This window comes from Mesorhizobium sp. M1328, from assembly GCF_040318075.1.
Lineage (GTDB): Bacteria > Pseudomonadota > Alphaproteobacteria > Rhizobiales > Rhizobiaceae > Mesorhizobium.
Map to the genome: position 1 here is coordinate 39,779 of NZ_JAMYLO010000019.1, position 23,810 is coordinate 63,588.

Sequence of the window (23,810 nt, forward strand, 5' to 3'; positions counted from 1 at the left end):
TCGCTAAAAGGATGCGCCGCGATGCCTACCATGAAAGGGCTCACGACCACAGTCTCGGCAGACGGAAGCATCGTGCTGCCCAGCGCGATCCGAGAGCAGAAGCAATGGGCCACCGGCACATGTCTGCTGGTCGAAGATACTCCGGAGGGCGTGCTGCTGAAACCAGCGCGGGTCTTCGCCGAGACACGGCCCGAGGACGTGTTTGGATCCCTGCCCCACAAAGGCAGGCCGAAGACGTTGGAAGAGATGGAGGCGGGTGTGCTCGCCGCAGCTCGAACTGCCCTAAAACCATGAAGCCGGTGTTTTCGGCAGGCGATGGTCGGGATCGATGATTTCGAGACCCGGAGCATCGTTTTCGTTCCACAGCGCGACGCATGTGCCGCCGGGCGACATGAAGGACGGGTAGATCACGCCGTGCAGCCCGTCGGCAAGCAAGCGGTTTCTCAGCTGGTGCGTCTCGGGCACAAAACCTCTATCCACGATGTCACGCCATTCGCATCGGTGAATGTCCGCCGTTACACCGAGCTTCGACAGCGTATCGGCGCCTGTCAGGTCGGCCAGCCGGGCGCCTGACAGTTTCAATTGTGCAATCAGCGCCGGGTGCTGGACAAAACCCTGATTGTACTCAGCCCAAGCCGTGGACAGTTCCCGGGCGGCGTAGATCGCCGGCGTGCCAATCGGATTCCAGCGGCCGCCGAAGCGGGCCGCGCCCTCACCGGAAAGCGGCAGATGGGCCCAGCGCGGCACAAAAGCGCACCATAGGATCAGCCTGGGTTCAGGCATAGATGCCGGAGCGGACTGCCTCCAGATAGGCAAGCACCTTGTCCGTCTTGCCTTCGCGAACGAGATCCTAGGCGGTCTTTCCGGCCCAACCGGGGATCGGCTGATGCTTGAACCAGATGGCCGCACGATGTTCATCACCGGCCATCTCGCCGGCCATCACCAGGATACGGACGATGGGACTCAATGCGGCGTCGACCTTGCGCGCGCAGGACTTGGCGGCAAGCGTGTTGCGCGCGAGACCCGTAGCCCCGCCAGTTCTGTCATATTGATCCCCAGCAGTTCAGCGACCCGCCTTGGCGAGAGAAACGGCGCCCGCTCCTCGCCGAAGCGCGATGCCGAAATCTCAAAGGCTTTGGTGCTCATTGCAATTTCCTAGCACATTTTGAACAACGCACGTTCAAATGCGCTTTGTTGGTGCGCATTTTCGCGCCCCATAAATGCTGCTATCGCCTTCGTCTCGGCTTCTCCAACAGCGCCACGGCCTCGACATGCGGCGACCACAGGAACTGGTCGATCGGCGTAACGCCTTTCAGGGCGTAGCCGCCATCGAGGAGGATGCGAAGATCCCGCGCCAGCGTTACCGGATTGCAGGACACTGCGGCGACGAGCGGCACGTCGGAGCGCGCGATCTGCTTCGACTGGTCCTCGGCGCCGGCGCGAGGCGGGTCGAAGACAACGCCGTCAAAGGCATTCAACTCCTTGAATGTGAGCGGCCGCCGGAACAGGTCGCGACGTTCGCCGGTCACCCGCTTCAGGCCGCTGGCGAAACGGAAGGCCCGGTCAAGCGCCGAGAGTGCTGCCGCATCGCCTTCCACCGCATGAACCTCCGATTTTGCGGCCAGGCGCAGCGCGAAGCTGCCGCAGCCGGCGAAGAGATCGGCGACCTTTTTGGCACGAGCGAGATGCTGGCCGACAATGTTGGCCATCGCTTGTTCGGCAGCCTCGGTCGCCTGCAGGAAAGCGCCCGGAGGCACTGCGACGGCGACGCCACCAAACAGGATGACCGGTTTCTTTGGTTCGATAATGATCTCGCCGTCGACCGACAGCCTGGCTAGCCCCTCGGCGATGACGAAGTTGGAGGCGACGCGGCGCTGGTTCTCGCCGAGCTTGCCGGAATCGTGAACCGCGACATCGAGGCCGGAACCGGTCACCGTCACCGCCATGTGGAACGATTTGGTCGTGGTGCAGATCAGCCCAGCAAGCATCCTCAAACGGTCGAGCGCAGCGACGATCTGCGGCAGCGAGATCGGGCATTCCTCGATCGAGATGATCTCGGATGACAGCGCGCGGACGAAGCCGAACTGCATTCCCGCCTCGCTCCGCCGGGCGGTGAAGACGACGCGGCGGCGCGTGTGCGGCGCGCACGGCACCAGCGCGCCGACATCGCAAGCGATGCCCTTGCTCTTCAGTGCGTGTACGACTTTTTCATGCTTCCACCGGTGATAGGCTTCAGTCTCGAGATGCTGGACGGCGCAGCCGCCGCACGCGCCGAAATGCCGGCACGGCGGATCGACCCGCAGCGGCGAAGCCTCAAGCACCGACATCAAGGTGGCGCGATCTTTCTCCCGCGCGGCGGTGACGACCTCTCCCGGCAGCGCGAATGGAATGAAAACCTCGCCGGTTTCCGTCTCGGCGATGCCGTCGCCCTGCGAGCCCAATCTTGCGATCGTGAAACGGGTGCTCATCGCTTCTGGGTCTCGACGTCCTTGATGCCGCCGAGCAGGAACTCGCGGTTGCCGTCGCCGCCCTCTATCGGCGACAGATGCAGCCCAAGCGAGCGCCAGCCGGGAATGGTGTCGAGCCAGTCCTGCATCAGGCCGGCAATACGCGCCGCATCATAGGGGTCATTCAGCAGGCCGCCCTTGCCGATTGCCTCGCGGCCGGCCTCGAATTGCGGCTTGACCAGAAACACGGCTTTTGCGCCGTTCCTGGCCAAAGCAAGCGCCGGTGGCAGCGCCAGTTTCAGCGAGATGAAGCTGACATCCGAGACGATGAAATCCGGCACACGGCCGCCGAGATCGGCGGCCGACAGTTCGCGCGCATTCAGGCCTTCAATTACCGTCACGCGCGGATCGCCGGCAATGTCGGAGTGCATCTGGCCGTGCCCGACATCGATCGCCGTGACATGCGCCACGCCGCGTTCGAGCAGCACTTGCGTGAAGCCGCCGGTCGAGGCACCGACATCGAGGGCTTCGCTACCGGTGGGGTCGAGGCCGAAATGGTCGAGACCAGCCTTCAGCTTCAGTGCGGCGCGCGAGACGTAACCTTGCGCCGGATCGTCAACGACGATGTTGCACTCAGGCAGAACGGCCTGGCCCGGCTTGCGGGCGACGATGCCATCGACCGTCACGGTGCCGCGCTCGACCGCGTCACGGGCACGCGAGCGGCTGGCAAACAGGCCGCGCTGGACGAGCAATTCGTCGAGCCGCTGGCGTATGCTGGCTGGCGGAAGGGAAGTCATCGGCCTTCATGGCGAATGCCAACGATGATGGCAAGGATATTGGCGATGAGACAAGGCATAGTTGGAAAAGCGGGTGAACTCATCAGCCGCTGCGCTGTTTGTCGAACCTCGCGCCAGGCCCGACGCAATGCTAAGAAAGCGATGCCGTTTTGCCGTCGAAACGCGGAGGAGGAACATGCTGACGGGAACCTGCCACTGCGGCGCAGCCCACTGGACCCTGGAGGGCGATCCAGGTTCGATCACTGCCTGCAATTGCACACTTTGCCGTCGCTACGGCACGCTCTGGGCTTACGACTATGTCGACGAACGCATCCGCCTTGCCGGGCCCGTAAGCGCCTATCGGCGCGCCGGAAAGGCTCATCCTTCGCTTGAGATTCTCTTCTGTCCAACGTGCGCTTGCGTCCTGGCCTGGCGCGGTTTGCATCCCGATGCGGCTGGGCGCTACCGCATCGCCGTCAATGTGAGGCTTGCGCCGCCCGAGGCCGTCGCCGATCTCCCGATCGACCATTTCGATGGTCTCGATACATTCGAGGATTTGCCGAGAGATGGTCGCTGTGTGCGGGATATGTGGTTCTAGTCTAGTTTCTAGAGCCTTATCGGGATCATCCTTTAGAAGATGGTCCGCGAAGCCCGCCGTTCGACGGCCGGCGTCAGACCTTCGTTGCTGTCGCCGGACACCTGCGGGCGCGGCCGGTCAACGGAAATGGGCGCCTTCGGCAAGGTATCGCGCACGACGAATTGCGGCGCCTGTTTGTCGGTAAAGCCGCCACGGATTTCGCCGATCTTGCCGGCGACGACGCCCATCACCGCGTTTTCGAGATTGCGGTCGTAGCGCGTTTCGGCCGCGGTCGACTCGGCGAAGATGGCCGTTAGCGCGATGCCGCCCCAAAAGCGATCTCATTGGTCTTCTTTCCCCTGCCTGGTTGCCTGCTAGCAGGGCGGCGTTGAAAAATGGCCAAAGGACACGGTAAGCAAATCGCCAAACGGAAGCGTAAACAGCATGTTACGACTGTTCACCGGCAATTTGATTCAAGCAGTTGAGAATTTGATTCAGACTAGCATCTTGCAGCCAAGTTGATCGCTTTGGCGTCGCGGGAAATGCGTCTAAAAGCTAGGCGCGCTGGGCCTGCGCGGTATGCCCCAGTGCCACGAACACGGTGCGCACGATGCCGGCGCTGTCCAGCCCGGCATCGGCATACATCTTTTCCGGCTTGGCATGGTCGACGAAAGCGTCGGGCAGCACCAGCGGGCGCACCTTCAGGCCGCTCTCCAGCAGCCCTTCGTGAGCCAAGAACTGCAGCACATGGCTGGCGAAGCCGCCGACAGCGCCCTCTTCCACCGTCACCAGTATCTCGTGCGAACGGGCCAGCCGCCGGATCAGATCCTCGTCGAGCGGCTTGGCAAAACGGGCATCGGCCACCGTGGTCGAAAGCCCGGCCGCGCCAAGCTCCTCGGCCGCGGCCAGGCAATCCTGCAGCCTGGTGCCGAAGGAAAGCAGCGCAACCTTGGTGCCCTCCCTGACGATCCGGCCCTTGCCGATCTCCAACACCGAGCCGCGTTGCGGCATCTCGACACCAACGCCATTGCCGCGCGGATAGCGGAAGGCGATCGGGCCGTCATCGTAGCTTGCAGCGGTGCGTACCATGTGGCGCAGTTCGGCCTCATCGGCCGCGGCCATGACGACGAAACCGGGCAGCGTCGCCAGGAAGGTAGTGTCGAAGGCGCCGCAATGCGTGGCGCCATCGGCGCCGACGAAGCCGGCGCGATCGATCGGAAAGCGCACCGGCAATTTCTGGATCGCCACGTCGTGAACGACCTGGTCGTAGGCGCGCTGCAGGAAGGTCGAGTAGATCGCCGCGAAAGGCTTGAAGCCTTCCGTGGCAAGGCCGGCGGCGAAGGTCACCGCATGCTGCTCGGCAATGCCGACATCGAAGGTCCTCGCCGGAAACGCTTCGCCGAACAGGTCAAGCCCGGTGCCGTTCGGCATGGCGGCGGTGATGGCGACGATGCGGTCGTCCTCTCGGGCCTCCTGGATCAGGCTTTCGGCAAACACCTTGGTGTAGCTCGGCGCATTGGCGGGCGCCTTGGCCTGGGCGCCGGTGATGACGTCGAATTTGTTGACGCCGTGATATTTGTCGGCGGCCGCCTCGGCCGGGGCATAGCCCTTGCCCTTCTGGGTCACGACATGGATCAGCACCGGGCCGTCGGCATTGTCGCGGACGTTCTTCAGCACCGGGATCAGGTGCTCGAGGTTGTGACCGTCGATCGGGCCGATGTGGTAGAAACCCATTTCCTCGAACAGCGTGCCGCCAGTGACGTAGCCGCGTGCGTGCTCGACCGCGCGCTTGATGGCGCGATCGGCGCGCTCGCCGAGATAGGACGTCAGCTTCTTGCCGAAATCGCGCAAGCCCAGATAGGTCTTGCCCGACGCCAGACGGGCCAGATAGGCGCTCATCGCGCCGGTCGGCGGAGCGATCGACATATCGTTGTCGTTCAAGATGACGATCAGCCGGGCATCGAGTGCGCCGGCATTGTTCATCGCCTCATAGGCCATGCCGGCCGACATGGCGCCGTCGCCGATGACGGCAATGACATTGTTGCGGCCATCGGACAGATCGCGCGCCATCGCCATGCCGAGGCCGGCTGAAATCGAGGTCGAGGAGTGGGCTGCGCCGAACGGATCGTATTCGCTCTCGACGCGACGGGTGAAACCGGACAGCCCGCCCTCCTGCCGCAGCGTGCGGATGCGGTCGCGGCGGCCGGTCAGGATCTTGTGCGGATAGGCCTGGTGGCCGACGTCCCAGATCAGCCGGTCGTCCGGCGTGTTGAAGACGTAGTGCAGCGCGACGGTCAGTTCGACGACGCCAAGGCCGGCGCCGAGATGCCCGCCGGTATGGGAAACGACGTCGATCAGCTCGGCGCGAAGCTCGGACGCCAGCTGCGGCAGGTCGCCTTCGGCAAGCGTGCGTAAATCGGCTGGGACGCGGACCTTGTCGAGAAGCGGCGTATCGGGCTTTGCGTTCACTGTTTGCGAGCCTGGTCAGATTTTCTGTTCATCGTGAAATATGCCGCTGGCCGGCGAATGTAAATGTGGCGGTAACGCGCATCAGCTTTCGGGCAGCGGGATGAACTCTTGCTCGTCTCCGGGAACGATATCGAAGCGGCCCGTCTTCCATTCTTCTTTCGCCTGCTCGATGCGTTCCTTTGAGGACGATACGAAATTCCACCAGATATAACGTTTCGAACCGAGCGAAGCGCCGCCAAACAGCATGAAATGGGCGCCGCCCTCCGATGAGACAACGATCTCATCGCCGGGCCGGAAAACCAGCAGCCGCTCGGCCGGAAAGCTGTCACCGGATATCGAAACCGCGCCTTCCAGCGTATAGATGGCGCGCTCCTCGGCTTCGGCTGGGATTTTCACGCTGGCACCCGGCGCCAGCCTGAGATCGACATAAAGCGTGTCCGAAGCGGTGGCGACCGGGGAGCGCAGCCCGGAAAACGCACCGATGACGATACGCCCGCTGACACCCTCTGCATCGATCTCGGGCAGGCGCGGGGCCGCGGTGTTTTCGAAGACCGGCGCGACCTCTTCCTTGCCGTCCGGCAGCGCCAACCATGTCTGCAGGCCGGAAACCGACATTGGCGCGCCGCGCAATTCTTCCGGCGTGCGCTCCGAATGGACGATGCCGCGGCCGGCGGTCATCAAATTCACGTCGCCGGGCTGGATCACCATCTCGGTGCCGAGCGAATCGCGGTGCCTGATCTTGCCGTCGAACAGGTAGGTCACCGTCGACAGGCCGATATGCGGATGCGGGCGCACGTCGAGCGCCTGGCCGGCCCGCAGAACGGCCGGACCCATGCGGTCGAAGAAGATGAAGGGTCCGACCAGCCGGCGCCTGGCCGTCGGCAAGGCGCGGCGAACCTGAAATCCGCCAATATCCTTGGCGTTCGGAATGACCATCAACTCGATCTGATCGCTGGCGAAGGCATCGCCCAACTGCGGGTCGTTTCCGGGAAAGAAGCTCACGCGGTCCCCTCAGGCGAAGCGAAGTGCAGATTTGGCCTTCGCCTTGGCCGCCACCTCTTCGCGATTGCGCGGATGCTGCGTCGTCTCAAGGCTATCGAGCAATTCGCGCGCCGATGCGGCAATGGCCTCGACGGCATGGTCGAACGCATGCTGGTTCTGTTTCGACGGCCGCGTCGCTCCGCTCAGCTTGCGGACAAACTGAAGTGCGGCATCGCGAACCTCGTCATTGGTTGCCGGCGGATCGAAATTGAACAGGGTTTTGATGTTTCTGCACATCGTTCGCAATCTCCTCTCGTCCTGGAGCCGTTTCAAACGGGATGAGTTTTATCCTCAATCATGATGTCCAAAGCCGGAAAGCACAATTGTTGTTCGAGGCCGCGCCTCAATCCGCATCCAGCGGCTCTGTCCCCACCGGCTTGCCGTCGCGCGACAGCCTGATTTTCTCGACCTTGTCCTCGGCCGCTTTCAGCAGCCGGTCGCAATGCGCCTTCAGCGCCTCGCCGCGCTCATAAATGCGGATCGACTGGTCGAGCGGCACGTCGCCGCGCTCCAGATCGTCGACGATCCTCTCCAGCGCCTCGAGCGCCTGCTCGAAGCTCATCGCCTTGACGTCCTCGTTGGTCTCACCAGGCATCATCTATCCCTTCATCAGCCGCCCGACATGGGCGGCGACTGAAAATGCCAATCCCTGCAGATCGTAGCCGCCCTCGAGCAGACTGACGAGCCGGTTGCCGCTATGGCGTCCGGCGCGTTCGAGCAACTGGCCGGTTGCCCAGTCGAAATCATCCTCGGTCAGGTTGATCTCGGCCAGCGGATCGCGGTGGTGGGCGTCGAAACCGGCGGAGATGATGATGAGGTCGGGCGCAAAATTGTCGAGCGCCGGCAGGATGCGTGACAGAAAGGCGTCGCGGAACGCATCGCTGCCGCTCTGCGGCGCCAGCGGCGCGTTGACGATGTTGCCGGCGCCGGTTTCGCTCACGGCCCCGGTTCCGGGGTAAAGCGGCATCTGGTGTGTCGAGCAATAGAGCACCGACGGATCGTCCCAGAAGATGTCCTGGGTGCCGTTGCCGTGATGCACATCCCAGTCGACGACGGCGACGCGGTCGACGCCATGGTTCTTCTGGGCGTAGCGTGCCGCGATTGCCGCGGTGTTGAACAGGCAAAAACCCATGGAGGTGGTCTTTTCGGCATGATGGCCGGGCGGCCGCGCGGCGACGAAGACGTTGTCGGCACGGCCGGTGAAGACGTCGTCGACAGCGGCGTTGGCAGCCCCGATCGCAGTCACGGCAGCCTGCCAGCTCTTTGGGCTGGCGGTGGTATCGGCGTCGATACGGGCGATGCCGGTGTCCGGTATCGCTGCGCGGACCCGGTCGACGAATTCGGGCGGATGCGCGTAGAGGATGGTTGCCTCGTCGCCTTCCGGCGCCTGGACGCGATCGAGCGTCACGAAAGCCTCATCGTCAAGCACACGCTCAATGGCGCGCAGACGGTCCGGCCGCTCCGGGTGACCGGGCGGTGTTATGTGCTCGAGGAAAATCGGATGGGTGTAAAGTCTCGTAGCCATGCCCCGATATAGGCGCGCCTCACCGCTTTGGCCATGTTTTCGCGCACTGGTGACGCGATGTTCAACAGGGTTTACGCGGCCGGCCTCGGCTGGATCCAGCGCGAGCCGTCTGACATTGGCGAAAAGAATGACCTCAGGCCGGTGATCGGGCAACTTCGGGCTGCATTGCCGACGGTCGATCAGGCTGATGCAGCCTGCCGGTGCGATTGAGCAGCCCTTCCAGAAGAACCTTGAACGCCTTCACTGCCTTCTTCGATGTCGCTTCGGGATCGTTCGAATTTGCGATCCACTGCGCCGCATGCAGCGAGGCGCCGCTGACCAGCCTTGCCGCGGCTTCGGAATCGACGGCGAGAATGGTTCCGTCGTCGCTCAGCCTTTGCAGGCTCTCCGTCATCGAACGGATGCATGCGCTCTGGCTTGGCCATTGCGATGGATCGCCGAGCACCGCCGGCCCGTCGCGAAGCACGATACGCTGGATCTCCGGCTCCAGCGCCATCTCGATATAGGCGGTGCATTCGTCGACAAAGCCCTGCCAGAGATTGTCCGGCTTGGCCGAAACGACCTTCAGCCGGGCCGACATTTCGGCGTCGATCTCGGCGATGACCGCCTGGAGAAGGCCCTTCTTGTCGCCGAAGTGATGATAGAGCGCACCGCGCGTCAGCCCGGCCGATGCCGTGAAATCATCCATCGACGCTTCGGCATAGCCGAGCGTGCCGAAGGCCTGGCGCGCCGCCCCGATCAGCTTGGCGCGGGTTTCGGCAATCATCTCCTTGCGTGGTCTGTGCATGGTCTGGCCCTATTAACATACGTCTCGTATGCCAATTGACATACGAGACGTATGATCTATTTAAACTCATACGCTACGTATGTAATCGTCGGACTATCCGTTGTCGAGGAGCCAGACCATGCAAAATCCCTATTCCCAGATCTTTCGCGCTCCTGGCGCCAAAGGCTTCGCCGCAGCCGGCTTCGTTGCCCGGCTGCCGATGGCCATGGCTCCTATCGGGATCGTCGCCATGCTGTCACAGACCGATGGCGAGTACTGGCTGGCCGGCGCCGTCTCCGCGACATATGCGCTGGCCAACGCTTTCGTCGCCCCACAGGTATCGCGGCTGGTGGATCGCCTCGGCCAGACGCGGATTGTGGTGCCGACTACCGTGATTTCCACGCTCGCTTTCGCGATCCTGATTGCGGCGGCCAATCAGCATTGGCCGATATGGACGCTATTCGTCTCGGCGCTGCTCGCCGCCGTCATGCCCAGCATCCCGGCAATGGTGCGCGCACGCTGGACGGAGATTTTTCGCAACCGCCCCGAACTGAACACGGCGTTCGCCTTCGAGTCGGCGGCGGACGAACTGGTCTACATCGCCGGCGCATCGCTGTCGGTCGGACTGAGTGTCGCGCTTTTCCCGGAGGCGGGAGTGCTCGCGAGCACATTGTTCCTCGCCTTCGGTTCGACGGCCTTCATCCTGCAGCGCTCGACCGAACCGCGAGCCCGACCGGTGGAACACGGTTCGGGCGGCTCGGCAATCCGCCTGCGGCCGGTCCAGATCCTCACCTTGGCCCTGATCTTCATCGGCGCGACCTTCGCCACCACCGAGGTGAGCACGGTGGCGATCACCAAGGAGCTTGGCCAGCCGGGCGCCGCCAGCTTCGTCATCGGCGTCTACGCGCTCGGATCGTTCGTCGTCGGCATCATCATCGGCGCCCTGAACCTGAAAATGCCGCTGCAAATTCAGCTTGCCATCGCAATCGCTATCATTGCGCTTACCACGCTGCCGCTGCTCGTCGCCGACACCGTGCCGCTGCTGGCACTGGCCGTCTTCGTCAGCGGCGTGGCGATCTCGCCGACCTTCATCACGGCATTCGGCCTGATCGAACGGCGCGTGCCCGAGGCGGTGCTGACCGAAGGCGTGACCTGGGTGATGACCGGCATCGGCATCGGCATGGCGCTCGGCTCGTTCGCCGCCGGCTGGATGGTGGACGCTTTCGGCGCGCAGAACGGGTTCTGGGTATCGGTGGCATCGGGCACAATCGCGCTGGTCATCGTGCTCGCCGGCCAGCGCAGCCTTGCCGCGCCGAACTGCGACATGGCTGCATGCGACGCAGCCGCGGTCGCTGCGGAATAGTTTCCGGTGCGTCCGGCCCCGAGCAGGGCCGGACGCATACCAGCATCGTGAGAACGGCCTACAGAATCTCGGTCTTGGCGATATGGATGCCGAAGCCTTCGAGGCCGACATAATGGCGCTCGCGCGAGGCGATCAGATTGATCGAGGAAATGCCGAGGTCCTTGAGAATTTGCGCGCCGAGGCCGATCTCGCGCCATTCGTTCTCGCGCCGGCGCGCCTCTTCATGATCCTCGCGGTCGCCGGCAGCCGGCCGCTTGCGCTCCTGATGGGCGACACCAACAGAGCCTTCGCGCAGATAGACAATGACGCCGCGCTTGCGCTCGCCCATCGCTTTCATGATGGCGTCCAGGCGGTGGCTGGTGCCGAAGACGTCGCTGACCACGTCTTCGGAATGAAGGCGTACCGGCACCTCGACGCCGTCGCGGATATCGCCGAAGACGACCGCCACGTGATGCATGGAATCCCAGGGCAGCGTGTAGGTGAAGACCTGCGCCTTGCCGCCGGGCGTCTCGATGTCGGAACAGGCGACGCGTTCGACCAGCGTTTCCTTGCGTTGCCGGTAGGCGATGAGGTCAGCAACCGAGATCTGCTTCAACCCGTGCTTTTCGGCGAAGGCCTGCACCTGCGGCCCGCGCATGACAGTGCCGTCATCATTGACCAGCTCGGAAATGACGCCGACCGGCGGCAGGCCGGCGAGCTTGCAGAGGTCGACCGCGGCTTCGGTATGGCCCGAACGCATCAGCACGCCGCCTTCGCGCGCGATCAGCGGAAAGATGTGACCGGGGCGCACGAAATCGGACGCGCCGACATTGCCATTGGCGAGATTGCGCACCGTCAGCGTGCGGTCGTCCGCCGAAATGCCGGTCGTGGTGCCGTGCTTGAAGTCGACGCTGACGGTGAAGGCAGTGGTGTGCGCAGAATCATTGTCGGCCACCATCGGCGACAGGTTGAGCCGCTTGGCTTCCTCGCGCGGCATCGGCGTGCAGACGATGCCTGACGTGTTGCGCACGATGAACGCCATCTTTTCCGGCGTGCAATGGACGGCGGCGACGATCAGGTCACCCTCGTTCTCGCGCCCGTCATCGTCCATGACGACGACGATCTCGCCGCGCTCGAAGGCGCGCAGGGCTTCAACGATCTTCTTCTGGTCGTAAGGCATAAGCGCTCGTTTCACTCGCAGGGGAGTAGGGGAATAGGGCAGTACGGCAGTAGGGGAAAGGAAAAAAATTGGCTGCTTGGCGTGCACCAACATACTGCCCTACTGCCCTACTCCCCTACTCCCTTCCCGTCTGTCCCCGATGCCGCAGATAATGATCCGCAATGGCGCAGGCAACCATCGCCTCGCCGATCGGCACGGCGCGGATGCCGACGCATGGATCGTGCCGGCCCTTGGTCATGATCTCGACATCGTTGCCGTCCTTGTCGATCGACTTTCGCGGCGTCAGGATCGACGAGGTCGGCTTCACGGCGAAGCGCGCGACGATCGCCTGGCCGGTCGAGATGCCGCCGAGGATGCCGCCGGCATTGTTGGACAGGAAGACCGGCTTGCCGTCATTGCCCATGCGCATCTCATCGGCATTCTCCTCGCCGGTGATGCGGGCGGCCTCGAAACCGTTGCCGATCTCGACGCCCTTGACGGCGTTGATCGACATCAGGCCGGCGGCGATGTCCTGGTCGAGCTTGGCATAGATCGGCGCGCCAAGCCCCGCCGGCACGCCGTCGGCGACGATCTCGATGACCGCACCGACCGAGGAGCCCGCCTTGCGGATGCCGTCCAGATATTTGGTGAAAACGGCGACCGACGCCGGATCGGGAGTGAAGAACGGGTTTTCGGCGTCGCCGACAAAATTCCAGTTCCAGTTGGCGCGATCGATCGATTTTTCGCCCATCGACACCAGCGCGCCGCGCACCACCATGCCTGGCACAACCTTGCGGGCAAGCGCCCCGGCCGCCACCCGCGCCGCAGTCTCACGCGCCGAGGAGCGACCGCCGCCGCGGTAATCGCGCAGGCCGTATTTGACCTCGTAAGTGTAATCGGCATGGCCCGGCCGGAACTGGCGGGCGATGTCGCCATAGTCCTTGGAGCGCTGGTCGACATTCTCGATCAGCATCGACACCGGCGTGCCGGTGGTGATCATCGTCTCGCCGTCCTCATCGAGAATGAAGCCGGACAGGACCTTGACCTCATCCGGTTCGCGACGCTGCGTCACAAAACGTGACTGGCCGGGGCGGCGCTTGTCCAGCTCGGCCTGGATCTCGTCGCGAGTGAAGCGGATGCCTGGCGGACAGCCGTCGACGACGCAGCCCAGCGCCGGCCCGTGGCTTTCGCCCCAGGTGGTGACGCGGAAAAGATGGCCGAACGTATTGTGCGACATGGAACCAGCCCTGCCGGCGGCGGAGCCGGCCTAGCGCATGACCTCGAAAATCGGAGCGATTTTCGGAAACGATCATGCACAAAATCAAAAGTGCTACAGCGTCCTTTGCGCGTCCAGGAGGACGCGCGGCGCTGTCGCCTGCCTTCTATTGGCGTTTTCCACAGTGGTCAAACTGTGATCCGGCGGATTTAGTTTTGACACATTCGATTGGTTTCTGCTCAGTTCCGTTCCGTTGGACGAGCCGCTGTACCGGCAATGATTAAAGAGGACGATGATGCGTATCCTGATTGGCGCTGTTGCCGCCACGCTGTTGATTTCCACCGCCGCCTTCGCCGGCCAGACCGAAGGCCTGATCAAGAAGGTCGACAAGGATGCGCTGACGCTGACGCTGGACGACGGCAAGTCCTACAAGCTGAACGCCGAAACCGATCTCGATGCGCTGAAGCCGGGCATGGACATCGTCCTCGCCTATGACGTGACGAATGGCGAGAACGTCGTCACCGACATGGAACTGCCGGACACCGGATCGACCGAATAGAGTCTTTCCGGCCGATCCATCCCGAAGCCGGCGGGTGGAAACGAGCACACAGCGCCCTGAACGGCATGGGAATGCTTGTCACTGAACGGCTGAAATGGGCCGGAAGTTGACGGTCTGCTTTTGGTACTGGCTTGTCAGAAGCAGCCATTACGCTGCCGACCCAATGTGGGTCGTATAGAGTGTCATACACACCGCCGAAATACGACCTATGTCCAAAAACCCTCATCCGACTACTTCGGCTGACATCCAGACAGCCCGCTTCTGCACTCGGCTCCACCGACAGGGAAACCTTTGCGCGAGTTGACTGTTGTAGCTACAAGACAGAGGAGAAGGTTGAATGGCATCCGTCCGATACATCGTCGCGGACGTCGACGAGGCGGTCGCGTTCTATCGAGACAATCTCGATTTCAAGATCGACATGCACAATCCGGGCAAGTTCGCTGCGCTGCTGCGCGACGACCTGACGCTGTATCTCAGCGCCCCAGGTGCGGGGAGCGGTGGTCAGGCGGGCGGCGATCCGAAGCCAGGCGGGTGGAACCGATTTATGATCGTTACGAACGAGGTCGATGTCCTTATTGAGCGGTTGCGCCGGGCTGATGCAAGATTCCGCGGCGAAATCAGCGACGGCGGTGCCGGTCGCGCCATCTTGCTCGAAGATCCATCGGGCAACGTCATCGAGCTATTCGAGTTCAAAAAGGACTGAGCCTGACGTAGAGCTGGTGACGGCGGGCGGTTGGTTTTGATGCGTCTGCTCATGGTCATGTCGCGTTCCGCCACCGACGACAGATTTCTGCCGTCTTTGATCAAAAGCGGACGAGCCGGAATCCACCCCGGCGACGGTGTTCGACACGGAGTCCCGACCAATTGAGCGTAGCATTTGCCAAGGAGGAAAGCGCCGAGACAGCATCGGAAACCATCCTGCCGGCTCGCCCTATCTCCGGTCGGATCAACCTCGTCACGGACGCGGGCCTCAAGATGCTGCAGGATGAATTGGCTCGCGCTCAGCAGGCCCTCGAGGCCGCTAACGCGCTGGAAGATGTCAACGAGAGGCGATGGCAGTCGGCGGTTCCGGTTCGAGATATGCGCTATTATGCCGAACGCGTCCGTACGGCTCAGCTTATGTCGGTGCCGACGTCTAATGAAGTGATCGCCTTCGGCCACACCGTTACCTTCGAGCGTGATGATGGCCGCACTCAGACCTTCCGCATCGTCGGTGAGGATGAGGCCAACCCGTCTCAAGCTTCCATATCGCATGGTTCATCGGTTGCCATCGCATTGATTGGCAAAACCGTTGGCGACGTTGTCCAGCTAGGGCAGCGCGAACTCGAGATCCTGTCCATTTCTTAGTTGGGCATCGGGCTACGACGCTCGACCGAATTGCAGGCATGTTCTGTGACTTCGTCGCGGTCAACCGCCACCGTCACGTTTGGTACACCGTCAGGTGACGCGCGCGAGTTACACCCGTCGCCGTAACATGGAGGTTGCCAGCTTGCCGCGAGCCACCCATTCTGCGCTTAATAGCGGCAACTCAGGGGCGAGTAATGGGCCGATTGCTTACTGTCGGGTTTCAGTCGCGCTCGACGGATAGCATAATGACAGCGCAGCCGACTGCCGTCGCGTTGGCACTTAAATTGATCGACGAAGGGGTGCGTGACGGCGACTGTGAGTCCGCCTCCCGGATATCGACCGTTCTGACAACAGGCAGTCATAACCGATTGAGCATGCTCGTAAGGTCGGCTAACTTACAAACGACAGGCAATAAAAATTATTCATTGGGGGCAATCATGAATTCGATCGGGTCGGCGATCGCAAAGGGACTGTTTTTGGCTGGTCTGTTCATATCGGCGGGATCAGCGCTGGCGGCGAAGAGCGATGACGGATTCGCAGCCTTCTGGACAAAATTCAAGGCTGCCGTCGGCAAGAGCGACCAAAAAGCCGTATCGCAGATGATCAAATATCCCATCTATTACAATGACCAACGGCAAGTAGATGACTTCCCTTTGATCTGGAAGGGTGCTTTCACAATAGCGCAGCGGAATTGTCTTGCCAAGGAGAAGCCCGTCAAAGACACCAATGAAGGTAATGTCACGTATTCCGCTTTCTGCGGCTCGCTTATCTATGTCTTTGGCAAAGATGGAGCCAGCTGGAAATTGACGGACTTTGCTGAAGACGATTGATCGCCCCACTCAGACCCGCCAGCGGTTCTTAGCTTGCTGGGCCGGGCGGTGCCGCTAGCGGATCGCATTCTCTGTGCCGGGCTGGGCCTGCCGCCCACGTCGTCTCCGTAAAGGCAGACCGGACCGGTCCCTTTCGGCGGGGTGTATCTCGGAGAAGAGGTCTTCGCAGGTAAATACACTGTGCCCGCTGCGAGGTAACACGCCGCGACTCGCGCCATGACTGGACAGGTCTCGGCTGTTCAGGGACGGCTTGTCAATGATGGCCATGATCACACGGCTAAGGCTCTCAGGACTGATCGGCTTCCCGCACTGGACAATGCTGCCGAAACGCGATGGATCGCACTCCTTGCTGCAAGGCTGAACAGCGCCTTCGCGCTCGGCGTTGTGGACGCTCTTTCCATACCCAATGTTACGCAATTTGATAGCCGGATTCGTGCGCAACGTCTGCTTTCTGGCAGTCCCTAATTGCGCTTAAATGTCCGACTTTAGGCGCGAAGCGGCTATTCGCGGCTCGCCATCTGGAAGTCGGGTCACCTTGCATCGTCCCGACTGCCTTCAATGCCTGAGAAGGGGCTGATCGTTGAGAGTTTGACCCCTCAAAGCCACTCCAGGCGCCGGCCGTCCAGCCTGAGCACGCGGTCCTGCGGCACTTCCATGCTGACCGCATCTTGTTCGGACATCCCCAGCACGAAGCGGAACAGCGCGCGCATGACGCCGCCATGGGTCACGCAGACCGTCTGGCGATCGAGCGCGTCGAACCACGGCTTCACCCGTTCGAGCAGCATCTGATAGCTTTCGGCGCCCTCGCCGGGCGGCTGGAAATTCCATTTGTCGAGGCGGCGTTGCCTGGTTGAACCGGGATTGTTCGCCTCGAGTTCGGCAAAGGTGAAACCCTGCCAGTCGCCAAAGCTCAATTCTACGAGCAGCGGCTCGGTACGATAGGCATGCGGATCGAGCTTCATCGCCGCGCGCAGGCGCTCCATCGTCTCGCGCGTGCGCCGCATTGGGCTGGCAACAAAGTCGAAATCTTCGGGCTTGTCGATGAGGTCGGCCAGCCTACGCCCGTTGCGGCTAGCCTGCTCGCGGCCAAGCTCGTTGAGGTCGGTATCGGCCTGCCCCTGCAGCCGGGCCTCGGCGTTCCACGCCGTCTGGCCGTGGCGCACGATATAGACGAGCGGGTACATCAGGTCTTCCGGAAGAGATCAGGCGGTGGCGTCAGTCCTTGACCGTCGAAATATCCGGCGCGTCGACCGCCTTCATGCCGACGACATGATAGCCGGAATCGACATGATGGATCTCGCCGGTGACGCCGCGCGAAAGGTCGGACAGGAAATAGACGCCGGAATCGCCAACTTCCTCCTGCGTGACCGTCTGCTTCAACGGCGAATTGTATTCGTTCCACTTCAGGATGTAGCGGAAGTCGCCGATGCCGGATGCGGCAAGCGTCTTGATCGGGCCGGCGGAGATCGCGTTGACACGGATCTTCTTGGCGCCGAGATCGACGGCCAGATAGCGCACGCTGGCTTCGAGCGCCGCCTTGGCGACACCCATGACGTTGTAGTGCGGCATTACCTTTTCCGCGCCGTAATAGGTCAGCGTCAGCAGCGAGCCGCCGTCGGTCATCAGCGCCTCGGCACGTTTGGCGATGGTCGTGAAGGAATAGACCGAAATATCCATGGTACGCAGGAAATTGTCGCGCGTCGTCTCGACATAGCGACCGGTCAGCTCGTCCTTGTCGGAAAAGGCGATGGCGTGGACGAGGAAATCGAGCTTGCCCCAATGGCTGGCGATATCGGCGAACACCGCATCGAGGCTGGCCGGGTCGGTCACGTCGCAATGGCCGGCGACATGCGCGCCCAGTTCGGCCGCAAGCGGCTCGACGCGTTTCTTGAACGCCTCGCCCTGATAGGTCAGCGCGATCTCGGCGCCGTGGTCGACACAGGCCTTGGCGATGCCGTAAGCGATCGAGCGATTGTTGGCGATGCCAAGGATAAGGCCGCGCTTGCCGGCCATAAGGCCCCGTCCACCCGCCATGTCAGCGCTCTCCGCAAGGTTCTCTACGTTGTGGAGTGCCTATCGCACAGCCACAGTGCCCCTTCAAGCGTTCAAAGCGGACAGTTCGGGGGACAAAGCCGCTGGTCTACAGAGCCGCGCATCCTTTGGACGCGCAAAGAATGCTGTAGCACGTTGACCTTGCAGTCGTGGGCCAGTGGAAAGATCGGACACTTGGTATCGGTGTGGCACGGCCGAAGATGACCCTTTGGCCCGTGGCCGAAGTCACGCTCATGACCCAACTCAGACAATGGGACCGCTTACATCGAACGACCGCTGGTGTCGCTACCGAGTCCTTCCGTCACAGCAGAAATCCCGTCTCGAATCCTTTGCCACGTGTAGGTTTGACCTTACGGAAGCCGAGAATTACAGATAGACTTATATTAGTGGATGATATATTAGCGTACGGGGACGCGAGGGGCCGCTAGTGTACTCGGATGGCCATCCTTTCCTTAGATTGATTGGGCCATTCGCGATTGAGAGCGCGGACGGCGCGGACGTCACGCCGCATGGCAGACGGTCTAAAGCGCTCTTGGCCATGCTCGCTCTGGCACCCAACGGTACGCGGAGCCGAAAATGGCTGCAAAGCAAGCTCTGGAGCACTCGCGGCGAGGAGCAGGGTGCAGCAAGCTTGCGGCAGGAACTGTCCGAGGTTCGGAAGTCGCTCCGCAGCGCCGGCCTTGATCTAATCTCGACCGATCGTGATGTGGTTCGACTCGACGTCGCTTCGATCGGCATCGATTTGAACGATCCGCCCGAAGGCTCTGCCACGCGTGATCTGCTTGAGGGCCTCGATATTCGCGATCCAGAGTTCGAGGATTGGCTTCGTGAGCAAAGAAGCCAATGGCCCCGGCCACGCACAGTGACAGCAAACGTCTCTCCTGTTGCCGCGGCAGATCAGTTGTCCGGACAGCGAAGCGCCTCACTTCTGAATTCGTCGCGGCTATGCTTGGGCCTGCTTCGCGATGCCAGGTGGACGGAGGGCTCCGCTAACAGGGCCGTCAGCGACCTCGTCCTGGATCTGGTGGTTCGATCGATCCTGAATTTCGAAGTGGTCGACGTCGTGGATTTTCAAGCGCAGGGACCGCTGACCCAAGCGCCTGACACTGCGCTACCAGACTGGCTGTTGCAAACCAGGGCAACGGTGATGGGCGACAGCGTGGGCCTGACATTTGCATTGATTGCGCCCGGTGACAGCCGGCTCTTGTGGTCGCATACGGATTTTCTCGAGCTGGCCGACCTGACTGGCCCGACGAGCCTGAAGCTGATGTCGTTGGTCAATCAGATCGTATTTTCGATCCTCGAATTCGTTCTCGATCCTAAGTCCATCCGCGACGAGCCCCGACACCGGGCGTCTCGGCTTGCATTGACAGCGCTGCGACAGGTATTCCGCATGCGCGATACGGACCTAGATTCGGCGGAGCGCATGCTCGCTGAAGCATATGAGCTCGACCCGCGTAGCACGTATCTGGGGTGGCAGCTGTTTGTGTTTGTCACCCGCTTTGGCGAGAGACGGGTCGGCCGCTCGGACACCTTTCACGATCAGGTTCGGGAATGCGCCAGTCGCGCCGTCGAAGTGGCCCCCTTCAATCCTATCACCCTGGCGTTGGCCGCTCATGCCCATTCGTTCGTCTTTCGTGAATACGCACAGGCACTGGAACTCGCCGATCGAGCGATAGCCGCTAACCCGCTACAAGCCATTTGCTGGGACATGCGTGCCTTGACGCTCGGCTATCTCGGCGAGGTGACGCGTGGCTATGAGGATGCGATGCGCGCACGTGCACTGGGCGGGCCTCCCCTGTATCGTTACTGCATCGATACCACGTGCTGCATCTTGGCAACTCTGAACGGGCGCTTCGAGGAGGGGATACGTCACGGCGAGCGTGTCCTTGCGCAGCAACCCACATACCTACCCGCTTTGAGATACTCGGCTGCCTGCCACGGGCATCTGGGGCAGACTGTGGAAGCAGTTCGAACTGTCGAACGCTTGCGCGCCTGGGAGCCGGATTTCTCGCTCGAGCTGCTTTCAGAGGAGAATTATCCAATTGCAGGCGTACTCGGAGTTTCGGTTATCAAGAGCGGGCTGTCGCGGATAACGCTGCCAAGGTACGCACCCTAGCGTTGCGCACCGCAGGCGTCACGTCGAGGCTCCGACCACCAGTTTGGCGCGGATCGAATTAGAAGCTTTAGTTGAGGGTGGACATGATGTCGATAATTGATCTTAATAACAAGTTGTTTAACGCCCGCTTCTTAGTCAGTGGATCGGACATAAGGCAATATCCACTGATATTGGGTGACGCAAAACCTGAAAAATCTCTTGAGGAATACATCAAAAATAAAGGCGGCGAAAAACTGCATCCTTTCGTGTCTATGATGACCAAGAGCAGCCTTCTGTCGATTCAAGAAGAGCAGATCGTGATAACGATTTCTGATGACCCTGTGGAGGGTGTCATGCGCCTTTCGCCAGCCTTCCGGGCGGGGCCGAGCGCAGGTCGAGGTCGAGGCAGGGGCAGAGGGCGCGGACGAGGACGGGGACGCGGCAGGGGGCAAACGGCTTTCGAAACTGGCGAGGAGGCTTTGCCGGCGTGGCATGACAAGCGCGCCTTGCACAGGATCGGACTAAGCGTCGCCAACAAATATCTCGGCGCGATCTGGGAGGACATTCTTATCGATCCCCCGCCCGGACCTTCAGAGAGCCTCAGGGAGACAGAAGCGCTTATCGATCTGCAGAAGAGGAGGGAAGGTGACCCGCTGCGGCGCGAGGAGATCGTCCGCCAGGCATCGTTCGGGATTTTGGACTACACGGCACCGCTCGGAATAGACACTCTCGCGGGCTTCGAGGGGACATGCGCATTGATTGTTGCGATCCTTGAACTCACGGAGGAGATCGGGCTCAACTACAAAGATCGATTCAATCGGCCACGGCCCAACATCATTGAGCCGAGGCTGCGGCCGGCGCTTCCGGTTCCTTCGCACGCTTCCTACCCGTCCAACCATTCATTTCAGTCATTTGCGGTGGCGAACGTTCTGCAACGGATGTTGCCCGAGCACGCCGGCGTAACCGCGCTTTATGAGCGCGCCCGCCGGGTGGCCGAGAATAGGGAATGGGCCGGGCTGCACTACGCCAGCGACACCGATGCCGGCGAGGAACTGGCTGCGCGCATTTCTCCGTATTTGGTGGACGCGATGGATGAAACGATCCGACGCGCCCAGAGCGAATGGTAGGTAGGTGCCATGACGGACGACATCAAGAAGGGCGAAGGCCATCTTTGTTATGACTGGTATCACTACCTGTGGCACCTGATCGCAATCGGCGCCTTACGTGATCGTCCGCGCATCCCTGAAGCGCGGTTGCCGCACGAGGCCGCATACCTGCTGGAGGCCGACGCCTGGGATTTGTTGGGTACTGACAAGCCCGGTTACGGCGAGGTCATTGCCCAGATCGATACGGGGGTGAACTCAAGCCATCCCAATCTCGAGCCTCGTATCCGCGCTGCGGTCAGCTTCGCCGCTCACCCTTTCGGGTTGAGTTACGTCACACCCAAGCAACCGCCCGTCTTGCGAGGGCCGGAAAAAAAGCAGAGCAAGAGCTTTGTGAGCGACGATACCTGGGCATGGGCGGCAGGCCTGATCAAATCGAGAAACAATGCGCAGGAAGTCGAGGTTCAGAAATCGCTGCTTCGAGCACTGAAAGATGGGCGCGGCGTAATTCAGGAGACTGCTGAGACCTCGCGTATGCGCTACTCAGCGCACGGGACCGCCTGCGCTGGGCTGATGGTCGGCGCCCCTGCGGCCTCGCCCGCGAAGTTGAGGCAATTTAGCAACGGTGAAGGCGCAATACCTTATTGGGGGGTCGCCCCAGGCGCTGAACTCCTGCCGATCGAGATTTCAGCACGGCCCGACGCAGCGCAGCTCATTCTGGCGTTCCTCTATGCCCGCGACCAGAAGGTTTCAGTCATACACTTTCCCCGGGAAGTACCCGATCCATGGCGAGCGCACCGTTCCTATTCTGGATATGGCGACAGCAGATATACTTCGGTCGAACAGGCAAAGCCAATTTGGGATTATTTCGAGAAGGTTTTCGAGGCGATCAGCGAGGAAATCCCCATCATCTGCGCAGCCGGCAACAATGGCTACGACCATCTGATTTACCCGGCGAGCAAGGCGGGCGAAAGCAACGGCGTGGTTGCGGTGGCGGCCGCCACCTATCTGGCGAGACGTTCAGCATATTCCAACTACAGCGGCGATCCGACCGACAATTCCGTCACCATTTCCGCGCCGTCCGACGACCAGGAGGTGTTTACGCGCTGCCAAATACGACTGGACAGGGAGTCGCCGCGTTCACGTGACCACAATTTCGAGATCTACGAGAAGCTCCCCCAGGTTGAATACGCGCCACAGGGCGTGCTCACCACCGACATCCCGGGCCACCACGGCTATTCCGGCGGACAGCTGGAAGGGATCCAGCCACCGGGCGTCGAAAGCAGAGACCGCGCCGGGCTCTACACGGTATTTGGCGGAACATCTGCAGCCTCGGCCATCGTCGCGGGAGCAGCCGCTTTGTTGCAGTCGAAACATCGCTCCACCGGTAGGCCGCTCAACGGCATAGAGGTTAAGGCGAAGATGAGCCAGTCGGGCGCAAAGGAGGTTTCATGGGCTTGGCTTGAAAAAGCTGACGTTCCGATTCTACCGGACAGCCCTAATTGCGAGAGAAGGGTGCCTTCGTTCGATCAGCAGTTTGGAGCGGGGCTGCTTGACCTCCGTAAGTTGCTGAGCTGAGGGTCCCGCCGAATTTGACTAAAAAGGTCGGCTGCAAGCCGCTAAAGCAGGGCCCGAATGGATTTCTGACGTAATTCTGACGTGCCCGCCACGGCGGGCTTACGATCCGCCTACGCCGTCCAGTCATATTCGAGCGACGTTTGAAACCGCTCGGGGACCGGACTCCAATGCATCCGATCACTGCCTATACGAATTCACAGACTGACCGCGTGCTCCCGTCATTCGGCATGGGTGAAACGAAATTCCAGCGCGCCATCGCCACGATCATGTTTACCGACGTGGAGGACTCGACCGGCTTGGCGAGCGCGCTTGGCCTGGTCGAAACCACGCGGTTCATGATCGAGCACTTCACGTTGACCCGCCAGGTCGTGGTGGCCCAAGGGGGGATCGTCCAAAACTTTACAGGCGACGGCGTGCTAGCTCTCTGGCTGGGGAGCGAAATGACGCCCAGCGAAACGGCGCTAAAGGCGCTGGCCGCCGTCGCGGAACTGGTACCGGAAATCTCGCTCGGCAACGCTTGGAAGCGCTCAATGGGCTCCCTGTCGCGCCGCATCAGGATCGGCCTACACTCCGGCGAGGTGATGTTCGTCAACGATCGCCAGTGGGATTTCTCTTTTCTGGTCGGCTCGGAGGTAAATTTCGCCCGCCACGTCGAGCAGGCTGGCAAGAGGGAGAATGGCGCAGGCGTCGACGCGCTGGTGATGGTCAGCGGTGCGACCCTCCACCTTGCTGGCCTGGCGACTGCATCGATCGACCCCTACAAGCTTGTGCGGCTAACCCCCGCCGAACTGGCTCATCGCCAGTCGGTCGACTGGCGTCGGCCGTGTTCGCGAAGCAGAACTATGGCGCGTGCAAATGTCGGCCTTTGAGGCGTTAGCTGACGTTGAACCTACTTCGGCCAAATAGCGGCTCCTGGCGCTGGTTG

25 protein-coding genes and 1 pseudogene are annotated in these 23,810 nt (G+C 61.7%); 11 read left to right on the forward strand and 15 right to left on the reverse strand.

The genetic code is table 11. From position 1 onward, the window contains the following. Positions 1–21 precede the first annotated feature (21 nt). The gene (locus tag NKH23_RS26430) at positions 22–294 is read left to right on the forward strand and encodes an AbrB/MazE/SpoVT family DNA-binding domain-containing protein (RefSeq protein WP_352716433.1); all 273 of its coding nucleotides are present in this window, start codon (positions 22–24) and stop codon (positions 292–294) included. On the opposite strand, the gene NKH23_RS26435 is transcribed toward NKH23_RS26430, so the two are convergent. From NKH23_RS26435 to NKH23_RS26450, 4 genes and pseudogenes are all read right to left on the reverse strand, one after another. Then, on the reverse strand, positions 283–810 hold the full coding sequence (locus NKH23_RS26435) for an RES family NAD+ phosphorylase (RefSeq protein WP_502908386.1): 528 nt from the start codon (positions 808–810) through the stop codon (positions 283–285). The two genes, NKH23_RS26430 and NKH23_RS26435, sit on opposite strands and share 12 nt — an antisense overlap. Next, a pseudogene (locus NKH23_RS26440) lies at positions 776–1,146 on the reverse strand (antitoxin Xre/MbcA/ParS toxin-binding domain-containing protein). The gene NKH23_RS26435 and the pseudogene NKH23_RS26440 overlap by 35 nt, the downstream one beginning before the upstream one ends. Before the next feature lie 80 nt (positions 1,147–1,226). Continuing rightward, the gene (locus NKH23_RS26445) at positions 1,227–2,468 is read right to left on the reverse strand and encodes a class I SAM-dependent RNA methyltransferase (protein ID WP_352716430.1); all 1,242 of its coding nucleotides are present in this window, start codon (positions 2,466–2,468) and stop codon (positions 1,227–1,229) included. Further along, entirely contained in the window at positions 2,465–3,244 is a 780-nt protein-coding gene (locus tag NKH23_RS26450; RefSeq protein ID WP_352716428.1) for a TlyA family RNA methyltransferase, read from the reverse strand. The genes NKH23_RS26445 and NKH23_RS26450 overlap by 4 nt, the downstream gene beginning before the upstream one ends. 175 nt (positions 3,245–3,419) lie before the next feature. On the opposite strand from NKH23_RS26450, the gene NKH23_RS26455 reads away from it, so the two are divergent. Further along, positions 3,420–3,821 (forward strand): GFA family protein, encoded by a 402-nt coding sequence (locus NKH23_RS26455; RefSeq protein WP_352716427.1) that lies wholly within the window; start codon positions 3,420–3,422, stop codon positions 3,819–3,821. 32 nt (positions 3,822–3,853) lie between these two features. On the opposite strand, the gene NKH23_RS26460 is transcribed toward NKH23_RS26455, so the two are convergent. The 7 genes from NKH23_RS26460 to NKH23_RS26490 form a co-directional block, all read right to left on the reverse strand. Beyond that, positions 3,854–4,048 (reverse strand): hypothetical protein, encoded by a 195-nt coding sequence (locus NKH23_RS26460; RefSeq protein ID WP_352716425.1) that lies wholly within the window; start codon positions 4,046–4,048, stop codon positions 3,854–3,856. 307 nt (positions 4,049–4,355) lie between these two features. Then, positions 4,356–6,269, reverse strand: a complete 1,914-nt coding sequence (gene dxs, locus NKH23_RS26465) for a 1-deoxy-D-xylulose-5-phosphate synthase (protein ID WP_352516531.1) — start codon at positions 6,267–6,269, stop codon at positions 4,356–4,358. Between the two features lie 81 nt (positions 6,270–6,350). After that, entirely contained in the window at positions 6,351–7,271 is a 921-nt protein-coding gene (locus NKH23_RS26470) for a pirin family protein (RefSeq protein WP_352716424.1), read from the reverse strand. 9 nt (positions 7,272–7,280) lie between these two features. Then, positions 7,281–7,547, reverse strand: coding sequence for a DUF2277 domain-containing protein (locus tag NKH23_RS26475; protein WP_352716423.1), 267 nt, complete (start codon positions 7,545–7,547; stop codon positions 7,281–7,283). A 106-nt stretch (positions 7,548–7,653) separates the two neighbouring features. Then, positions 7,654–7,905, reverse strand: coding sequence for an exodeoxyribonuclease VII small subunit (locus NKH23_RS26480; RefSeq protein WP_352912451.1), 252 nt, complete (start codon positions 7,903–7,905; stop codon positions 7,654–7,656). A 3-nt stretch (positions 7,906–7,908) separates the two neighbouring features. Beyond that, complete coding sequence (locus NKH23_RS26485) at positions 7,909–8,835, reverse strand: histone deacetylase family protein (RefSeq protein WP_352716421.1); 927 nt, start codon at positions 8,833–8,835, stop codon at positions 7,909–7,911. 133 nt (positions 8,836–8,968) lie between these two features. After that, positions 8,969–9,622 carry a TetR/AcrR family transcriptional regulator gene (locus tag NKH23_RS26490; protein WP_352716419.1) on the reverse strand — a complete coding sequence of 218 codons (654 nt, stop codon included), beginning with the start codon at positions 9,620–9,622 and terminating at the stop codon, positions 8,969–8,971. A gap of 118 nt (positions 9,623–9,740) precedes the next feature. Here NKH23_RS26490 and NKH23_RS26495 point away from each other — a divergent pair, with 118 nt between their 5' ends. Then, complete coding sequence (locus NKH23_RS26495; RefSeq protein ID WP_352716417.1) at positions 9,741–10,964, forward strand: MFS transporter; 1,224 nt, start codon at positions 9,741–9,743, stop codon at positions 10,962–10,964. 58 nt (positions 10,965–11,022) lie between these two features. Here NKH23_RS26495 and ribB read toward each other — a convergent pair whose 3' ends face one another. Next, positions 11,023–12,123 (reverse strand): 3,4-dihydroxy-2-butanone-4-phosphate synthase, encoded by a 1,101-nt coding sequence (gene ribB, locus NKH23_RS26500; RefSeq protein WP_023716904.1) that lies wholly within the window; start codon positions 12,121–12,123, stop codon positions 11,023–11,025. Positions 12,124–12,238: 115 nt separating this feature from the next. Continuing rightward, complete coding sequence (gene aroC / locus NKH23_RS26505; RefSeq protein ID WP_352716415.1) at positions 12,239–13,339, reverse strand: chorismate synthase; 1,101 nt, start codon at positions 13,337–13,339, stop codon at positions 12,239–12,241. A 274-nt stretch (positions 13,340–13,613) separates the two neighbouring features. Between aroC and NKH23_RS26510 the strand changes: the two genes are divergently transcribed. The 4 genes from NKH23_RS26510 to NKH23_RS26525 all read left to right on the forward strand — a co-directional run bounded on the left by NKH23_RS26510 (position 13,614) and on the right by NKH23_RS26525 (position 16,054). Further along, positions 13,614–13,877, forward strand: coding sequence for a DUF1344 domain-containing protein (locus NKH23_RS26510; RefSeq protein WP_023716902.1), 264 nt, complete (start codon positions 13,614–13,616; stop codon positions 13,875–13,877). A gap of 337 nt (positions 13,878–14,214) precedes the next feature. Further along, positions 14,215–14,580, forward strand: coding sequence for a VOC family protein (locus tag NKH23_RS26515; RefSeq protein WP_352468309.1), 366 nt, complete (start codon positions 14,215–14,217; stop codon positions 14,578–14,580). A gap of 161 nt (positions 14,581–14,741) precedes the next feature. Continuing rightward, positions 14,742–15,224 (forward strand): transcription elongation factor GreA, encoded by a 483-nt coding sequence (gene greA, locus NKH23_RS26520; protein WP_352912453.1) that lies wholly within the window; start codon positions 14,742–14,744, stop codon positions 15,222–15,224. Between the two features lie 245 nt (positions 15,225–15,469). Further along, the gene (locus NKH23_RS26525) at positions 15,470–16,054 is read left to right on the forward strand and encodes a hypothetical protein (RefSeq protein ID WP_352977275.1); all 585 of its coding nucleotides are present in this window, start codon (positions 15,470–15,472) and stop codon (positions 16,052–16,054) included. A gap of 596 nt (positions 16,055–16,650) precedes the next feature. On the opposite strand, the gene NKH23_RS26530 is transcribed toward NKH23_RS26525, so the two are convergent. Then, positions 16,651–17,238 carry a histidine phosphatase family protein gene (locus NKH23_RS26530; RefSeq protein ID WP_352720577.1) on the reverse strand — a complete coding sequence of 196 codons (588 nt, stop codon included), beginning with the start codon at positions 17,236–17,238 and terminating at the stop codon, positions 16,651–16,653. A 31-nt stretch (positions 17,239–17,269) separates the two neighbouring features. Then, the gene (fabI, locus tag NKH23_RS26535; protein WP_031211054.1) at positions 17,270–18,088 is read right to left on the reverse strand and encodes an enoyl-ACP reductase FabI; all 819 of its coding nucleotides are present in this window, start codon (positions 18,086–18,088) and stop codon (positions 17,270–17,272) included. 556 nt (positions 18,089–18,644) lie between these two features. Between fabI and NKH23_RS26540 the strand changes: the two genes are divergently transcribed. From NKH23_RS26540 to NKH23_RS26555, 4 genes are all read left to right on the forward strand, one after another. Beyond that, entirely contained in the window at positions 18,645–20,225 is a 1,581-nt protein-coding gene (locus NKH23_RS26540) for a hypothetical protein (protein ID WP_352915777.1), read from the forward strand. A gap of 83 nt (positions 20,226–20,308) precedes the next feature. Further along, entirely contained in the window at positions 20,309–21,331 is a 1,023-nt protein-coding gene (locus tag NKH23_RS26545; RefSeq protein WP_352720581.1) for a phosphatase PAP2 family protein, read from the forward strand. A gap of 9 nt (positions 21,332–21,340) precedes the next feature. Beyond that, a complete protein-coding gene (locus NKH23_RS26550) occupies positions 21,341–22,885 on the forward strand; it encodes a S8 family serine peptidase (protein WP_352720583.1) in 1,545 nt (514 codons plus the stop codon). Positions 22,886–23,052: 167 nt separating this feature from the next. After that, on the forward strand, positions 23,053–23,754 hold the full coding sequence (locus tag NKH23_RS26555) for an adenylate/guanylate cyclase domain-containing protein (RefSeq protein WP_352489592.1): 702 nt from the start codon (positions 23,053–23,055) through the stop codon (positions 23,752–23,754). Positions 23,755–23,810: the final 56 nt, after the last annotated feature.

What these genes read in the sequence shown, in the direction of transcription:
- NKH23_RS26430 (WP_352716433.1), top strand. Translation starts at nt 22, where the DNA reads ATGCCTACCATGAAAGGGCTCACGACCACAGTCTCGGCAGACGGAAGC.
- NKH23_RS26445 (WP_352716430.1), bottom strand. Translation starts at nt 2,468, where the DNA reads ATGAGCACCCGTTTCACGATCGCAAGATTGGGCTCGCAGGGCGACGGC.
- NKH23_RS26450 (WP_352716428.1), bottom strand. Translation starts at nt 3,244, where the DNA reads ATGACTTCCCTTCCGCCAGCCAGCATACGCCAGCGGCTCGACGAATTG.
- NKH23_RS26455 (WP_352716427.1), top strand. Translation starts at nt 3,420, where the DNA reads ATGCTGACGGGAACCTGCCACTGCGGCGCAGCCCACTGGACCCTGGAG.
- NKH23_RS26460 (WP_352716425.1), bottom strand. Translation starts at nt 4,048, where the DNA reads ATGGGCGTCGTCGCCGGCAAGATCGGCGAAATCCGTGGCGGCTTTACC.
- NKH23_RS26475 (WP_352716423.1), bottom strand. Translation starts at nt 7,547, where the DNA reads ATGTGCAGAAACATCAAAACCCTGTTCAATTTCGATCCGCCGGCAACC.
- NKH23_RS26480 (WP_352912451.1), bottom strand. Translation starts at nt 7,905, where the DNA reads ATGCCTGGTGAGACCAACGAGGACGTCAAGGCGATGAGCTTCGAGCAG.
- NKH23_RS26485 (WP_352716421.1), bottom strand. Translation starts at nt 8,835, where the DNA reads ATGGCTACGAGACTTTACACCCATCCGATTTTCCTCGAGCACATAACA.
- NKH23_RS26490 (WP_352716419.1), bottom strand. Translation starts at nt 9,622, where the DNA reads ATGCACAGACCACGCAAGGAGATGATTGCCGAAACCCGCGCCAAGCTG.
- NKH23_RS26495 (WP_352716417.1), top strand. Translation starts at nt 9,741, where the DNA reads ATGCAAAATCCCTATTCCCAGATCTTTCGCGCTCCTGGCGCCAAAGGC.
- ribB (WP_023716904.1), bottom strand. Translation starts at nt 12,123, where the DNA reads ATGCCTTACGACCAGAAGAAGATCGTTGAAGCCCTGCGCGCCTTCGAG.
- aroC (WP_352716415.1), bottom strand. Translation starts at nt 13,339, where the DNA reads ATGTCGCACAATACGTTCGGCCATCTTTTCCGCGTCACCACCTGGGGC.
- NKH23_RS26510 (WP_023716902.1), top strand. Translation starts at nt 13,614, where the DNA reads ATGCGTATCCTGATTGGCGCTGTTGCCGCCACGCTGTTGATTTCCACC.
- NKH23_RS26515 (WP_352468309.1), top strand. Translation starts at nt 14,215, where the DNA reads ATGGCATCCGTCCGATACATCGTCGCGGACGTCGACGAGGCGGTCGCG.
- NKH23_RS26525 (WP_352977275.1), top strand. Translation starts at nt 15,470, where the DNA reads ATGACAGCGCAGCCGACTGCCGTCGCGTTGGCACTTAAATTGATCGAC.
- NKH23_RS26530 (WP_352720577.1), bottom strand. Translation starts at nt 17,238, where the DNA reads ATGTACCCGCTCGTCTATATCGTGCGCCACGGCCAGACGGCGTGGAAC.
- fabI (WP_031211054.1), bottom strand. Translation starts at nt 18,088, where the DNA reads ATGGCGGGTGGACGGGGCCTTATGGCCGGCAAGCGCGGCCTTATCCTT.
- NKH23_RS26540 (WP_352915777.1), top strand. Translation starts at nt 18,645, where the DNA reads ATGCTCGCTCTGGCACCCAACGGTACGCGGAGCCGAAAATGGCTGCAA.
- NKH23_RS26545 (WP_352720581.1), top strand. Translation starts at nt 20,309, where the DNA reads ATGATGTCGATAATTGATCTTAATAACAAGTTGTTTAACGCCCGCTTC.
- NKH23_RS26550 (WP_352720583.1), top strand. Translation starts at nt 21,341, where the DNA reads ATGACGGACGACATCAAGAAGGGCGAAGGCCATCTTTGTTATGACTGG.
- NKH23_RS26555 (WP_352489592.1), top strand. Translation starts at nt 23,053, where the DNA reads ATGCATCCGATCACTGCCTATACGAATTCACAGACTGACCGCGTGCTC.